A 13,652-nucleotide genomic window follows, 5' to 3' on the forward strand; every position below is an offset into this window, starting at 1 on the left:
AGGAAGCCGCCATGGAGCAGGGCAGATCGGGAGTGCGGGTAGCCGCGCTACGGGCACTCAGGGGGGCGACCGTGCTGGCCGGGCTGCTGGCGGTCGCGCAGCCGGTCCTCGCGGGCGGGTTCCTGCAGGGGCACTATCCGCTGCTGCAGGCGCATGAGATCGCCGCGATGATCCTGGCCACGGCGGTGCTGCTGGCACTGGCGGCCGCGGTGGCGGCGTGGCGTCCGGGCGGGGCCCCGGTGGCGATCGTCAGGGAGCAGGCGATCGCCCTGGTCGTCATCGCACTGCAGATGATGCTCGGTTTCAGCCGGGAGCTGATCATCCATGTCCCGCTCGGGGTCGGTGTGGTGGTCATCGTGCTGAGGAACGCCAGGTCGGCCTGGACGCTGCCGCTGCGACCCCCGTCGGACAGTGCCGTGGAGGCTCAGGCGCGGACGGCGCACGCCGGGGCGGACGCATGAGCCGGCCCGCGATGAGCCGGCGCCGCTTCCTCGGCATCGGCGGCGCCGCAGTGCTGGGCGCCGGTGCGGTGGCGGCCGGGTCGCCTTATCTGGAAGGCATGCTGAAGCAGGGTCAGCCCGGGTTGCTGCTGCGCAGCGCCGCTCCGCTGCCCCGCCCCTACCAGGTGCGGCTGCCGCGCCCGCAGGTGCTGGCACCGACCCGAAGCGACGCCACCGCCGACTACTACGAGATCACCCAACGCCCGGCGCTGCTGCGGATCCTGCCCGGGCTGGACACCGAAGCCTGGACCTACCAGGGCAGTTACCCCGGCCCCACGCTGGTGTCCCGGTCCGGGCGCCGGACGGTGGTGACACACCGCAACCAGCTGCCGCAGCCCACCGTCGTCCACCTGCACGGAGGCCACACGCCGACCGCGAGCGACGGCTATCCGACCCAGCTGGTCCACCCGGCCGGGACGGGCGGCGGGGCCGGCGCCATGGCGGGGATGGCGGGGATGGCGGGGATGGCGGGGATGAGCGGCGGGGCGGGCGGCATGGCCGCGATGGACAGCGGCGACGGCTCCAGCCGGCGCACCTACACCTACCCGGTCGACCAGCGGGCCGCGACGCTCTGGTACCACGACCACCGGATGGGCTTCACCGGCCCCCATGTGTGGCGCGGTCTGGCCGGCTTCCACCTGGTCACCGACGACGAGGAGGCGTCCCTCCCGCTGCCGCGCGGGGAGCGGGACCTGCCGCTGATGATCAGCGACCGCTCCTTCGCCGCCGACGGCTCCTTCGCCTACCCGGCGCTGGACGGCTCCGAGGTCACGCCCGGGGTCACCACGCCGTACATGAACGGGGTGCTCGGCGACACGGTGCTGGTCAACGGCGCGCCCTGGCCGGTACTGGACGCCGACCGGGCCCGCTACCGGCTGCGCATCCTCAACGCGTCCAATGCCCGCCGCTACCGGCTGGCCCTGGACCCGCAGCCGCCGGGCGGCGGCGGCCTGGTGCAGATCGGCAGCGACGGCGGCCTGCTGGCGGCGCCGGTCGCTCACGACAGCATCGACGTCGCCCCGGCGGAGCGGTTCGACGTGGTCGTCGACTTCTCCCGCTACCCGGCCGGGACCAGGGTGCGGCTGGTCAACCGGCTCGGCAGCGGCGGCACCGCCGAGGTGATGCGGTTCGACGTGGGCGGCGGGGCGGTCGCCGACGACTCCAGGATCCCGGCCGGACTCTCCACGATCGCTGCCCTGGACCCGTCCAGGGCAGCGGCGACCCGCACCTTCCTGTTCCAGAAGTCGGACAGCGGCTGGACCATCAACGGCCACGGGTACCGGCCGGGACGCTCACTGGCCACGCCGCGGCTGGGCACCACCGAGGTCTGGCGCTTCGTCAGCGACTTCCACCACCCGGTGCACCTGCACCTCAACCACTTCCAGGTGGTGTCCCGCAACGGCGCGGACCCCGGCCCCTTCGACGGCGGCTGGAAGGACACCGTGGATGTGCAGCCCGCCGAGGCGGTCGAGATCGCGGTGCGCTTCGAGGACTACGCGGGCCGCTTCATGCTGCACTGCCACAATCTGGAGCACGAGGACATGGCGATGATGGCGGACTTCACCACCCGCTGAGGCAGCCGCAATTGAGCCGACGTCAGCTCAGATCGGCTCAGGTCGGCCCAGCTCAGGTCGGCCCAGCTCAGCTCAGCTTCGCGAGGAGGTCCGCGCCCGCCGCGCGGGCCTCCTCGATCAGCGCTGCCAGATCCTGCTCCGACACGGCCGGGTTGATCAGGCAGGCCCGGACCGCTTCGCGGCCGTCCAGCAGGGTACCGGTGACGAACGTGCGCCCGCGCTCCTGGACCGCCACCGACAGCGCCTTGTTGACCTGCTCCAGCTGTTCGGCGGACACCCCGGCAGGGGCGTAGCGGAAGGCGGCGATGGAGCTCTCAACCTCGGCCATCAGCTCCAACTCGGGGTCTGCGGCGACCAGTTCACCGAGTCGCCGAGCCATCGCGGTGCAGTGTGCGACATCGCGGGTGATGCCGTCACGGCCCGAGGCGGCGATGGTCGCCCAGACCTTGAGCGAGCGGAACGGCCGGGTCTGCTCGATGCCGTACTCGGAGAACCAGCCCAGGCCGCCGGCGTTCTCGTCCCTGAGGTAGGAGGGGACCAGGCTGAAGGTGCCGCGCAGCTCCACCGGGTCGCGGACCAGGACGCAGCCGCAGTCGACCGGGACGCCCAGCCACTTGTGCGGGTCCAGCGCCAGCGAGTCGGCCCGGTCCAGTCCGGCGTAGCGGTCGGCGATCACCGGGTCCAGTACGCCGAAGGCCCCGTAAGCGCCGTCGACGTGCAGCCACAGCCGCTCCTCGGCGCAGACGTCGGCGATGGCGGCCAGGTCGTCCACGGCGCCGGTGTTGACCGTCCCGGCGGAGGCGACGGCGAGGAAGGGGTGCAGCCCGGCGGTCCGGTCGGCCTTGATCTGCTCCCGCAGCGCGGCGGGGTCCAGATGCCCGGCCGCGTCGGTGGCGACCACCCGAAGGGCGCGGCCGCCCAGTCCGAGCAGTTCGACGGCCTTGCGGACACAGGAGTGGGTCTCCGCGCTGACATAGCCGACCAGCGGGGGCAGCGCCGCCAGGCCCTCTGCGCGAACGTCGACGCCCAGCCGCCGGGCGGCCCGGTTGCGGGCGGTACCGAGGGCCACGATCGTCGCCATGGAGGCGCCGGAAGTCAGCAGTCCCGCGCCGGCCGGGTGCGGGAACCCGGCGAGCTCGGCTATCCAGCGCACCACCGTGCGCTCCAGGTGGACGTCGGCGTGGTCGCCGCCGGCCGAGCTGGGGTTCATCGCGGCGGCGGCCAGCGCCGCCAGCACCCCGGCCGGGGCGGGGGCGGCGTTCACCCAGCCGAAGAAGCGGGGGTGCCCGTTGCCCATCGGGTACGGCAGCACGTCCCCGCCGATGTCCGCGACCAGCTCGTCCAGACCCCGGCCGCCCTGCGGCAGCGGCAGCGTCAGCAGCCGCTCGCGGGCGGCGGGGTCCATCGCCTGCCAGACCGGTCCGTCGGGCAGTCCGCCCAGGTAGTCGGCCAGCAGGTCCACAGCGGCGTGACCCGCCGTACGGAAGTCGTTCATACCGATGATCGTACGGTGGGGCGATGGGGGCGGCCGTGCTGACCCACCCCGCGAGGGCGCCACTGCTCGCGGCGGCAGCGCTCTGACCTGTGTCGCAGCTGTGATCGCAGAACGCGCACAACTGGGGGACGCGCGTAGAGAAAAGGACATGACAAGTTAACCGGATCCCACTTCCGTCAAGTTCTACGCGCGTGGTTCTTCGGTTGGCACGCCGGCCCGCCGGGGCTGACGAACCATCACATACCCAGGGAGAAACGATGATCCGGACCACCCTGCGTCGCGCCGGAACCATCCTCGCGGCCTGCGCGGCAGCGCTCGGCACCGCCCTGCCCGCCCACGCCGCCGGCACCTACACGGCGTTCGCCTTCTCGCTCACCAGCACCGAGCCGACGATCTACAACTTCATCAACTCGGCCACCAGCACGCTCGACATGACGATGTACGAGCTCAGCGACAGCACCGCGGTGGCGGACCTGGTCGCGCGCGAGAAGGCCGGGGTGACCGTGCGGGTCATCCTGGACGGCACGAGGACCTCCGTCAACGGCTCCGCCTACTCCACGCTCAAGGCAGCCGGCGTCGGCGTCGTCTACTCCTCCAGCAGCTACGTCTACACCCACCAGAAGACCATCACGGTCGACGGCGCCGAGTCGCTGGTCCTCACCGGCAACCTCACCTCGAAGTACTACACGACCAGCCGCGACTACGGCGTCTTCGACACCGACAGCACCGACGTCGCCGCCATCGAGAAGGTCTTCGACGCGGACTACGCCCACACCGCGATCACCCCGGGCGACGGCGACAACCTGACCTGGTCGCCCACCGACTCGCAGACCCGGCTGCTCAGCGTCATCAACGGCGCCACCAGGACCCTGGACGTCGAGGAGGAGGAGTTCAGCGACAGTGCCGTGGTCAACGCGATCGTGGCCCGGGCCAAGGCCGGCGTGACCGTGCGCGTCGTGCTGGAGTACCCGTCGGACTACTCCTCCGAGGTCTCCGCCGTGAAGGCGGCCGGCGGCACGGTGCGCGGCTACTCCTCCAGCACCGGGTACTACATCCACGCCAAGGCGATCGTCGCCGACTACGGCCTGTCCACCGCGAAGGTGGAGGCCGGCTCCATGAACATCACCAGCAACTCGCTCGGCAACAACCGCGAGCTGGGCATCATCCTCACCGACACCGGCGTCGAGGGCGTCATCGAGACCGCCTTCGCCTCCGACTACTCCGGCGGTGCCTCGGCCTGACCCCGCACCAGGGCGCCGCCGATGTCACAACCGGGGCGGCTGCTCTGTCCTACGGGTATGGACACATCGAAGAAGCAGATGCGGGTGGCGGTCGCGGGCGGGACCGGAGTGGTCGGACGCCTGGTGGTGGCGGCGCTGGAGGCCGAGGGGCACGAGGCGGTGGTGCTCTCTCGCTCGAAGGGGGTCGACCTGACCACCGGTGCCGGGCTGGACCGGGCGTTGGACGGCGTGGGCGCGGTGATCGACGTCAGCAACACGATCACGATCCGGAGGAGCACGGCGGTCAGCTTCTTCGAGCGGGCCGCCGGGCACCTGCTCGCGGCGGGGACGAAGGCCGGGGTGTCGCACCATGTCGCACTGTCGATCGTGGGGTGCGACCGGGTCGGACTGGGCTACTACGCAGGGAAGGTCCGGCAGGAGGAGCTGGTGCTGGCCGGGCCGGTGCCGGGCAGTGTGCTCCGGGCCACGCAGTTCCACGAGTTCGCGGCGCAGCTGCTGGAGCGGGGCGGCCCCATGCCGTTCGTGCTGGCGCCGAGGATGCGCAGCCAGCCGGTCGCCGCGAGCGAGGTGGCGACGGCCCTGGTGGAGCTGGCCACCGGCGACCCGGTCGGGATGGCGCCGGATCTGGCCGGTCCCGAGGTGAGGGAGATGTCCGACCTGGTACGGGCCGTGCTCCGGGCCCGCGGCAGCCGCCGCCCGGTGCTGAGCCCGCGCCTGCCCGGCGCGGTCGGCCGCGCGATGCTCGGCAGCGGCCTCCTCCCGTCCGCCCCCGGCCCGCGCGGCACCCAGACCTTCGAGCAGTGGCTCCTCGCCGACACGGCCGCACACGCCGGCACCCGGCGCTGAGCCCGTCCGCTCCGCCGTGAACGCCGCCGGCTCAGCCGCGGGGTTCGGGGAGGGCTATGGCGTCGGTGGGTGGGCCGGGGTTGGGGCGGCGGGGTTCTCGGTCGCCGGCAGTGGGTGGGATGCCGTCGGGGCCGTTGCCGCGGGTGCGCGGGCGGTGGAGGCGGTCGGCGAGGTAGCGCATCGGGGCGCTGAGGGCGATGACCACCGAGTGGTGGGTGACGACCCGGAGGAACTGGCGGGGGCCTCCCAGGTGGCCGCCGTAGTTCGGCGGACGGAGGCCCCGTCGGCCCCCGGGCAGGTCGGCGCGCTGGAGCGGGTAGGCGATGAACGGCCACAGCGGCAGCAGTGCCAGGACCGCCAGATTGATCATCAGCGCCCGGACCGGGTGGCGGCGGCGGACCGGGTGACGGCGGCGCGCGGCGCGGTAGTGGTGACGCCGGGCCAGGTCGTTGATGTCATGCTCGGCCCATGGCGTGCGGCCCAGCAGCTGACGGAGCGGGCGGGGAAGTGACGGCATATCAGGCCTCCTTGGCTCCAAGGGTGCCCCCGGACTGCTCCGATCGGAAGCGGTTCCCGTGTTCGAAGTGCTGATCAGGGGGAATGCGTCGACACTGGGGTGTGGTGACTGAGGAGAGGGATGCAGGTGCGGAGTGTTGCGGGGCGGGGGTCCGGTGGTGACCCGGCCGAGGCGGGCGGCTTCGGCGGACAGGCCGAGCGGGGCGGACAGGCCGTTGTGACCGAGGAGGGCGGGGCGGAGCCCGTGCCCGACCCCGGGCCGGGCCGCCGGGAGCGGCTGCGCCGACTGGCGCGCCGTTCGCGGATGCCGCTGCTCGCCGCCGGGACCGGGGCGCTGCCGGTGCTGGTCTTCCCCACCGTCGGCTGGTGGTGGTTCGCCTATGTCTGCCTGGTGCCGCTGATGCTGGTGCTGCGGACCGCCCCGGACCGGCGGCGGGCCATGGTGCTCGGCTGGTGGGGCGGGATCGGCTTCCTGGTCGGGGTGATGAGCTGGCTGATCCCCACGCTCAGCGTGGCGATCCTGGTGCTCGCCGCGCTGCTCGGGCTGTTCTGGGCGCCGTGGGGCTGGCTGGTGTGGCGGCTGCTGCGCGGCAGCCCGCACGCGGGGCGGGCGGCGGCGGCCGTGGTGCTGGTGCCGTGCGGCTGGTTGGCCATCGAGACCATCCGCTCCTGGCAGTACCTCGGCGGTCCGTGGGGACTGCTCGGAGCCAGCCAGTACCAGCGGCATGCGGCGCTGGTGCTGGCCTCGGTCGGCGGCGTGTGGCTGGACAGCCTGTTCATCGTGGCGGTGAACACCGCCGTGGTGGTGCTGATCGCGGGCTGGGGCCGTTCCGCCGTGGCCTACGGCACCCTGCTGGCGCTCGCCGGCTGCACCGCGGCGGCACTGGCCTGGGCGCCGCAGCCCCGGCTGACCGGTGCGGCAGCCACTGTCGCCGTGGTCCAGCCCGGCGGTTCGTCCGACCTGGACAACCGTACCGAGAACGGCGAGCAGCTCACCCGCGCGCTCATCGGCACCCGTCCCGACCTGGTGGTCTGGGGCGAGAGCAGCCTCGGCTACGACCTGGGGGACCGTCCGGACCTGACCGCCCAGCTGGCCGTGCTGTCCCATCAGCTCGGCGCGGACCTGCTGGTCAATGTGGACGCGGCCCGACCCAACGGGGCGATCTACAAGAGCTCGGTGCTGATCGGCCCGCAAGGGCTGACCGGGCAGCGCTACGACAAGATCCGGCTGGTGCCGTTCGGCGAGTACATCCCGATGCGCCCGGCGCTGGGCTGGATCACCTCGTTCTCCAAGGCCGCCGCGGTGGACCGGCGCCGGGGCACCACCCCGGTGATCATGACTGTGCCGCGGCCGGAGGGCGGGACGCTGACGATCGGGCCGCTGGTGTGCTTCGAGTCGGCGTTCCCCGACATGAGCCGGGCCCTGGTGAACCGGGGTGCGCAGGTGGTGGTGGTGCAGTCGTCCACCTCGACGTTCCAGGGGACCGCGGCGCCCGAGCAGCACGCCTCGCTGGCCGCGTTCCGGGCCGCCGAGACCGGCCGCCCGGTGGTGCAGGCGACGCTCACCGGTGTCAGTACCGCCTACGACCCGCTGGGACGCCAGGTCGGCCGGGCGCTGGGCACCGACGACCGGGGGAGCCTGGAGTACCGTATGCCGCTGGCGACCGGCTCCACCCTGTACGACCGCTGGGGCAACTGGGTGCCGGCCGGCTGCTGCCTGCTGCTGGTGGTCGCGGCGGGCGGCTGGGTGCTGCTGGAGTGGCGGAACCGACGCCCCTGACCCGGATGGCCGCCTCTGACCCGGATGCGCGAGATCCTGCCCGATTCCGGGCAGGATTCTTGGTTCCGACGGCCTGGATGCGTAAGGTCACTGCTTGTGCCCAGTCCTGCCCGCGCCACCGCGCCGACGTCTCCCGCCGCGTCCGCCGTACCCGATGATCTGCTCGACCATCTGGCCCGCACCACGGCCCTCGGGCCCAACGAGGCGGCGCGGGTCGTCGCCGACGTCCTCGCCTACTTCGCCGAGAGCGCCGAGGAGTACGTGCGCCGCAGGCACGGCGAGCTGAAGGCGCGCGGGCTGACCAACGACCGGATCTTCGAGCGGATCGGCGCGGAGCTGCCGCAGCGGCGGGTGCGCGCGCCGGAGCTGTCCGCCCGGCAGCTGCGCCGGCTCGTCTACGGCTGAGCCGGACCGGGACGACCGGTCCGTCCCTCTGCCGGGTTCACCCTCACCCTCCACCCTCAGACTCACCCACGACATAAGGAGTCCTGTATGTGCGGAATCGTCGCCTACATCGGTCCCAGGGACGCCGCGCCCATCCTGCTGGAGGGACTCCAGCGCCTCGAGTACCGCGGCTACGACTCCGCCGGGGTCGCCGTCGCCGCCAAGGGCGGGCTCAAGGTCCGCAAGAGCAAGGGCCGGGTCGGAGAGCTGGCCGCCCTGGTACCGGCCCGTTTCTCCGGCAAGGCCGGCATCGGGCACACCCGCTGGGCCACCCACGGCGAGCCCAGTGACGCCAACTCGCACCCGCACCTGGACGGCGCCGAGCGCATCGCCGTGGTGCACAACGGGATCATCGAGAACGCCGAGGAACTGCGCGCCAAGCTGGTCGCCGACGGCTGCGTGTTCGCCTCGGAGACCGACACCGAGGTGCTCTCGCACCTGATCGCGAGCCTCGCCACCGAGGGCGTCGAGCTGGAGGACGCCGTGCGGGCCGCCCTCAAGCACGTCGTCGGCACCTACGGCATCGCCGTGCTGGACGCCGAGCAGCCCGACCGGATCGTGGTGGCCCGCAACGGCAGCCCGATCGTGCTGGGCATCGGCGAGAAGGAGATGTTCGCGGCCTCCGACGTCTCCGCCCTGGTCCGCTACACCCGCCAGGTGGTCCACCTGGACGACGGCGAGCTGGCGACGGTGCGCGCCGACGGCTTCAACACCTTCACCCAGGAGGACGCCCGGGCCACCGCCAAGCAGCCCTCCACCGTGGACTGGGAGGAAGCCTCCTACGACACCGGCGGCCACGCCCACTTCCTGCTCAAGGAGATCCACGAGCAGCCCACCTCGGTGGAGCGCACTCTCAGCGGCCGGGTCGACGAGCGGTTCTCCACCGCCCATCTGGGCGGCCTCAACATGGACGCCCGCGAGGCGCGGGCCTTCACCCGGGTGAAGATCCTCGGCTGCGGCTCCGCCTACTACTCCGGCGAGCTGGGCGCCCAGCTGATCGAGGAGCTGGCCCGGATCCCCGCCCACGCCGAGCCTGCCTCCGAGTTCCGCTACCGCAACCCGGTGATCGAGGCGGACACCCTCTACATCGCGGTCAGCCAGTCGGGCGAGACCTACGACACCCTGGCCGCCGTGCAGGAGATCAAGCGCAAGGGCGGACGGGTCCTCGGCGTCGTCAACACCGTGGGCAGCGCCATCGCCCGGGAGTGCGACGGCGGGATGTACCTGCACGCAGGTCCGGAGATCTCGGTCGCCTCGACCAAGGCGTTCACCTCCACCTCCATCGCCTTCGCGCTGATCGCGCTGCACCTGGGCCGGGTCCGCGACCTGTCCCCGGCGGACGGCCGGCGGATCTGCGCCGGACTGAAGGCCATCCCGGACCAGATCCGGGAGATCCTGGCGCAGGAGAAGGAGATCGAGGAGCTGGCCGCCAAGTACGCGGACCACCCCGGGATGATGTTCGTCGGCCGGGTGCGCGGCTGGCCGGTGGCCCGCGAGGGTGCGCAGAAGCTCAAGGAGGTCTCCTACGTCCACGCCGAGGCCTACCCGGCGAGCGAGCTCAAGCACGGCCCGCTGGCGCTGATCGGCCCGGACCTGCCGACCGTCGCGGTGGTCCCGGACGACGAGCTGCTGGAGAAGAACCTCACCACGCTGGGCGAGATCCGGGCCCGCCGCGGCCCGGTGCTGATGGTCGGCCACACCCGTCCGGACGCCAAGCTCGCCGAGGACGCCATCCTGGTGCCCAAGAACGAGCCCGAGCTGGACCCGATCCTGCTCGGCATCCCGCTCCAGCTGTTCGCCTACTACGCGGCGGTGGCGCTGGAGCGGGACGTCGACAAGCCGAGGAACCTGGCGAAGAGCGTCACCGTCGAGTAGCCGGTGCCTCAGCGCTCTCGTGGGCGAGGTGCGCGGTGATCACCAGGGTGCCGTCCTCCACCTGGTAGTCCAGCGGGACGCCGAGCCGGCGCAGGGTCGCGATCATGCCGCTGTTGGAAGCGGTGGTGACCGCGTAGACCTCGTCGATCCCGGCGTCCCGCGCCAGCTCCACCAGCCGGCGCACCAGCTCGCTGCCGAGGCCCCGGCGCTGCCGGGCGTCCTCGACCAGGACGGCGATCTCGGCGCTGTCGTCGTCCCACATCAGATGGGCGAGCGCGGCCAGACTGCCGTCCGGGGCCTCGGCGGTGAGGGTCTGGCCGTAGCGGGGCTCCAGCAGATGGCCCAGGTAGCGGTCGCTCTCGGCGGCCGGGCCGTGGTAGCGCCGGCGCAGGGTCTGGCTGCTGCACCGCTCGTGCAGGGCGATGGCGGCGGCCCGGTCCGAGGGGTCGGCCCGACGCACCGTCAACTCCTCGGCGGGGAACCCCTCTCCGTCCAGCTCGATGAGCGAGCGGGTGCCCGGGACCCGCGGGCCGAGCTGGGCGTCCAGCTCCACCAGCGCCCGGGCACGGGCGAACTCGGTGGGAGTGAACGGCGGTTCGTCCCGGGTGACCAGCAGGATGCCGCCGGACGGGTCGCGCAGCCGCATGGTGCTGCCGTCCAGCTCGTCCTCGTCGATGCCGCCGGGCCGTGAGCGGATGGTGCAGCGGCCGAACAACTGGCGCAGTGCCAGCGGGAGTTCGGCGGCGTCCAGGGCGGTGCGGGTGGCCAGGTTGAGGATCCTGGTCGGGACGTCGACCAGGTCGTGCGCGTCCGCGCGCTCCAGCCACACCTCGGTGCCGCCGGCCGCGACGACGGCCCGGGTGATGTCCTGGGCAGCGGTCCGCTGATGGGCCTGGACCACGAACTCGTCGACGGTCTCGTCGGCGAGCGGGTGCGCCTGCATGGAGATGATGTTGACGGGCAGGTCGGCCAGCGCCCGGCACAGCCCGGCCAGGCTGCCCGGCGCGTCCGGGACGGTGGTCCGGATCCGCCACAGCGGCCATTCGGCGGACCGCGGCGAGTGCGGGGAGCGCGGCGGGAGCGCCGCTGCCCCGGGCACCGCCGCCTCGGTAGGCGCGGACGAGAGGATGTCGCCGGGCGCGGGCCCCGGCGGGGCGTCCGGATGGCGGTGCTTCCACCAGCTGTGCCAGACCGCTGTCGCCAGCAGCGCCACCGCGGACGCCACCAGAAGGACCGGTCCGTCGTGGCCGTGGACGACGACGTTGGCGATCAGATCGGCGACGGCCACCGCCGTGAACACCGCTGACAGCTCCACGGTGTCGCGGCGCCAGTGGTGCCGGGAGGTGCGCTTGTGGTTACGGTTCGTCAATTCAGCCATGTCAGCATCTTGTCGAACCGGTGTTTCGCGGTCACCAACGGATCATGACCAGAACGTTAAGAGTGTTTGATTCCGTTTTGTCCGGAATGCGCCAAGGTGGGGGCCGAGGGCGGGACCTGGTCGGCCCCGCGCAGCTGCTCCAGCAGGCCCTGCTGGTCGGCGAGCAGCACGGTCAGGATCCGCCGGGCGCACCGCAGCAGCTCCGCCACATCGCCACCGGCCAACGCGTACACCACAGTTGGCCCCTCGCGGCTGGACACCACGATACCGGAGCGGCGCAGCAGGGCGAGTTGCTGGGAGAGGTTGGAGGGCTCGACGCCGATGTCGGCGAGGAGCTCGCGGACCGGCCTGGGGCCGCCCTGGAGCAGTTCCAGGACCCGGATCCGGACCGGGTGGCCGAGCATCCGGAAGAACTCGGCCTTGACCTGGTAGAGCGGCGGCTGGGTCACAGGTCGAGCCCGGCCTCGACCTGGTTCAGCTGGCGGCGGGCCAGGGCGAGGTTGGCGCGGTTGCGGTCCAGTACCAGGTAGAGGAACAGCCCCTGGCCGCTGTTCGAGGTCAGCGGGCGGATCAGGTGGTACTGGCTGGTGAGGGTGGTCAGGATGTCCTCGATGCGGCCGCTGAGGTTGAGCATCTCCATGACCCGCAGCTTGGCGCGGACCACGTCGGTGTTGCCCGCGGCGGCGACGCCCAGGTCGAAGTCGCTGCCGCCGCCCATGGCACCGAGCGCCATACCGCTGTTCACGTCCACGAGGGCGGCGCCGAGCGCGCCCTCGATCATCATTGCCTGCTTGAGTGCGACGTCGATGTCTTCCATGGCGATGACGTTACGTAGCCGAACGGCTACGGCACTCATGAATTGCAGAAGACCGCAACCCGCACCGCGGCGGGGTGTACCGTGTCGGCGCTTCCGGCCCGGGTCAGGCCGGGAAGCGCTCCAGGACGGGGCGCTTGGCGAGCCGGCCGTCGCCGGAGGACTTGCCGGTGAGCCGGCGCAGCACCCAGGGCGCCACATGCACGCGCAGCCAGTGCAGGTCGGCGCGGAGCTTGGCGGCCCGGGGGACAGGAGGGGCCGGGGGCGGGGGCTCGCGCCAGTCGAAGGACGGGGCGAAGCCCAGCGCCTGCAGCACGCCCTCGGCGACCCGGCGGTGGCCCTCAGCGGAGAAGTGCAGCCGGTCCTCGGCCCACATCTGCGGGTCGTCGAAGGCGGGGACGTTGAAGAGGTCGACCACGGTGATGTTGTCGCGCTCACCGAGTTCGCCGACGAATCGTTTGAGCCGCAGGGTCTGCGGCATGATCCGGGCGCTGCTGCGCATCCGGCGGCTGGGGTCGACGCTGTAGAACATCACCAGCCGGTGGGCGCCTGCGGCGAGCCGCTCGGCGAGTTCGCCGAGGGTGCGTTCCACCTGGTCGAGGTCGCATCCGGGGCGCATCACGTCGTTGAGCCCGCCGGCCAGGGTCACCAGCTCGCCGCCGAGAGCCACGGCGGCGTCCCCCTGTTCGTCCGCAATCTGACCGATCAGCTTTCCCCGCACGGCGAGATTCGCGTAGCGGAACTCCGCGCCGCTGTCGGCGGCGGCTAGTTCGGCTGCGAGGCGTTCGGCGACCCGGTCGGCCCACCCGCGGTAGTGGCCGTTCGGCAGGACGCTGTCGCACATGCCTTCGGTGAACGAGTCGCCGAGCGCGACCATGCTGCGGAAGACGGGGCTCTGGCTCATAGTCCAAGAATCTTAAGGCCTCGCTGCCGGGACGCTGCCGCCGAGGTCAGCCGCCCTGTGCCGGTGGTTCGGCGCGCTGAAGTCAAGACCGTCCGGGTGGGCCTTTGTGAGCTGTGGTCAGGTCGGGTCCAAAGTGACATTACTGCTGGCATGACAAGGAGTTACTTGGCTTGTTATATTCGTCAAGTCTGCGGTCCGGGGTGGACCGCGGGGGGATTCCGCATGCCTGTCGGGCACTTGGGCCGTTGCTGCCAGGTCCGCTCGGGGTGGGAGCGGCCCGGCCCG

13 protein-coding genes are annotated in these 13,652 nt (G+C 72.2%); 7 read left to right on the top strand and 6 right to left on the bottom strand.

Annotated elements, in window-relative coordinates; genetic code table 11:
• Positions 1 to 11: 11 nt before the first annotated feature.
• Together TR46_RS26800 and TR46_RS26805 are read left to right on the top strand one after the other, a co-directional pair.
• Positions 12 to 461 carry a hypothetical protein gene (locus TR46_RS26800; protein ID WP_052433116.1) on the top strand — a complete coding sequence of 150 codons (450 nt, stop codon included), beginning with the start codon at positions 12 to 14 and terminating at the stop codon, positions 459 to 461.
• On the top strand, positions 458 to 2,074 hold the full coding sequence (locus tag TR46_RS26805) for a multicopper oxidase family protein (RefSeq protein WP_052433117.1): 1,617 nt from the start codon (positions 458 to 460) through the stop codon (positions 2,072 to 2,074). The genes TR46_RS26800 and TR46_RS26805 overlap by 4 nt, the downstream gene beginning before the upstream one ends.
• Positions 2,075 to 2,141: 67 nt before the next feature.
• Here TR46_RS26805 and TR46_RS26810 read toward each other — a convergent pair whose 3' ends face one another.
• Complete coding sequence (locus tag TR46_RS26810; protein WP_042405876.1) at positions 2,142 to 3,569, bottom strand: pyridoxal phosphate-dependent decarboxylase family protein; 1,428 nt, start codon at positions 3,567 to 3,569, stop codon at positions 2,142 to 2,144.
• Between the two features lie 257 nt (positions 3,570 to 3,826).
• Here TR46_RS26810 and TR46_RS26815 point away from each other — a divergent pair, with 257 nt between their 5' ends.
• Together TR46_RS26815 and TR46_RS26820 are read left to right on the top strand one after the other, a co-directional pair.
• Positions 3,827 to 4,810, top strand: coding sequence for a phospholipase D-like domain-containing protein (locus tag TR46_RS26815; RefSeq protein ID WP_042405877.1), 984 nt, complete (start codon positions 3,827 to 3,829; stop codon positions 4,808 to 4,810).
• Between the two features lie 57 nt (positions 4,811 to 4,867).
• Positions 4,868 to 5,656: an SDR family oxidoreductase gene (locus TR46_RS26820; RefSeq protein WP_236655525.1), complete on the top strand. Its 789-nt coding sequence runs from the start codon at positions 4,868 to 4,870 to the stop codon at positions 5,654 to 5,656.
• 31 nt (positions 5,657 to 5,687) lie between these two features.
• Here TR46_RS26820 and TR46_RS26825 read toward each other — a convergent pair whose 3' ends face one another.
• On the bottom strand, positions 5,688 to 6,173 hold the full coding sequence (locus tag TR46_RS26825) for a hypothetical protein (RefSeq protein WP_042405880.1): 486 nt from the start codon (positions 6,171 to 6,173) through the stop codon (positions 5,688 to 5,690).
• Between the two features lie 126 nt (positions 6,174 to 6,299).
• Here TR46_RS26825 and lnt point away from each other — a divergent pair, with 126 nt between their 5' ends.
• The 3 genes from lnt to glmS all read left to right on the top strand — a co-directional run bounded on the left by lnt (position 6,300) and on the right by glmS (position 10,271).
• Positions 6,300 to 7,952 (top strand): apolipoprotein N-acyltransferase, encoded by a 1,653-nt coding sequence (gene lnt, locus TR46_RS26830; RefSeq protein ID WP_439654391.1) that lies wholly within the window; start codon positions 6,300 to 6,302, stop codon positions 7,950 to 7,952.
• Positions 7,953 to 8,048: 96 nt separating this feature from the next.
• The gene (locus TR46_RS26835) at positions 8,049 to 8,357 is read left to right on the top strand and encodes a hypothetical protein (RefSeq protein WP_042405882.1); all 309 of its coding nucleotides are present in this window, start codon (positions 8,049 to 8,051) and stop codon (positions 8,355 to 8,357) included.
• 87 nt (positions 8,358 to 8,444) lie between these two features.
• A complete protein-coding gene (gene glmS, locus TR46_RS26840) occupies positions 8,445 to 10,271 on the top strand; it encodes a glutamine--fructose-6-phosphate transaminase (isomerizing) (protein WP_042405884.1) in 1,827 nt (608 codons plus the stop codon).
• Here the strand turns inward: glmS and TR46_RS26845 are convergent.
• From TR46_RS26845 to TR46_RS26860, 4 genes are all read right to left on the bottom strand, one after another.
• Positions 10,258 to 11,649 (bottom strand): GNAT family N-acetyltransferase, encoded by a 1,392-nt coding sequence (locus TR46_RS26845; RefSeq protein ID WP_042405886.1) that lies wholly within the window; start codon positions 11,647 to 11,649, stop codon positions 10,258 to 10,260. The two genes, glmS and TR46_RS26845, sit on opposite strands and share 14 nt — an antisense overlap.
• A gap of 56 nt (positions 11,650 to 11,705) precedes the next feature.
• On the bottom strand, positions 11,706 to 12,098 hold the full coding sequence (locus tag TR46_RS26850) for an ArsR/SmtB family transcription factor (RefSeq protein WP_269084277.1): 393 nt from the start codon (positions 12,096 to 12,098) through the stop codon (positions 11,706 to 11,708).
• Positions 12,095 to 12,466, bottom strand: coding sequence for a hypothetical protein (locus TR46_RS26855; RefSeq protein ID WP_042405889.1), 372 nt, complete (start codon positions 12,464 to 12,466; stop codon positions 12,095 to 12,097). Before TR46_RS26855 ends, TR46_RS26850 begins: the two co-directional genes overlap by 4 nt.
• 103 nt (positions 12,467 to 12,569) lie before the next feature.
• Entirely contained in the window at positions 12,570 to 13,367 is a 798-nt protein-coding gene (locus tag TR46_RS26860; RefSeq protein WP_042405891.1) for an SGNH/GDSL hydrolase family protein, read from the bottom strand.
• Positions 13,368 to 13,652: the final 285 nt, after the last annotated feature.

It is taken from the genome of Streptacidiphilus carbonis (genome assembly GCF_000787775.1).
GTDB classification, from domain to species: Bacteria; Actinomycetota; Actinomycetes; order Streptomycetales; family Streptomycetaceae; genus Streptacidiphilus; species Streptacidiphilus carbonis.

Coding starts and splice junctions, on each gene's coding strand:
- TR46_RS26800 (WP_052433116.1), top strand. CDS start 12: ATGGAGCAGGGCAGATCGGGAGTGCGGGTAGCCGCGCTACGGGCACTC.
- TR46_RS26805 (WP_052433117.1), top strand. CDS start 458: ATGAGCCGGCCCGCGATGAGCCGGCGCCGCTTCCTCGGCATCGGCGGC.
- TR46_RS26810 (WP_042405876.1), bottom strand. CDS start 3,569: ATGAACGACTTCCGTACGGCGGGTCACGCCGCTGTGGACCTGCTGGCC.
- TR46_RS26815 (WP_042405877.1), top strand. CDS start 3,827: ATGATCCGGACCACCCTGCGTCGCGCCGGAACCATCCTCGCGGCCTGC.
- TR46_RS26820 (WP_236655525.1), top strand. CDS start 4,868: ATGGACACATCGAAGAAGCAGATGCGGGTGGCGGTCGCGGGCGGGACC.
- TR46_RS26825 (WP_042405880.1), bottom strand. CDS start 6,173: ATGCCGTCACTTCCCCGCCCGCTCCGTCAGCTGCTGGGCCGCACGCCA.
- glmS (WP_042405884.1), top strand. CDS start 8,445: ATGTGCGGAATCGTCGCCTACATCGGTCCCAGGGACGCCGCGCCCATC.
- TR46_RS26845 (WP_042405886.1), bottom strand. CDS start 11,649: ATGGCTGAATTGACGAACCGTAACCACAAGCGCACCTCCCGGCACCAC.
- TR46_RS26855 (WP_042405889.1), bottom strand. CDS start 12,466: ATGGAAGACATCGACGTCGCACTCAAGCAGGCAATGATGATCGAGGGC.
- TR46_RS26860 (WP_042405891.1), bottom strand. CDS start 13,367: ATGAGCCAGAGCCCCGTCTTCCGCAGCATGGTCGCGCTCGGCGACTCG.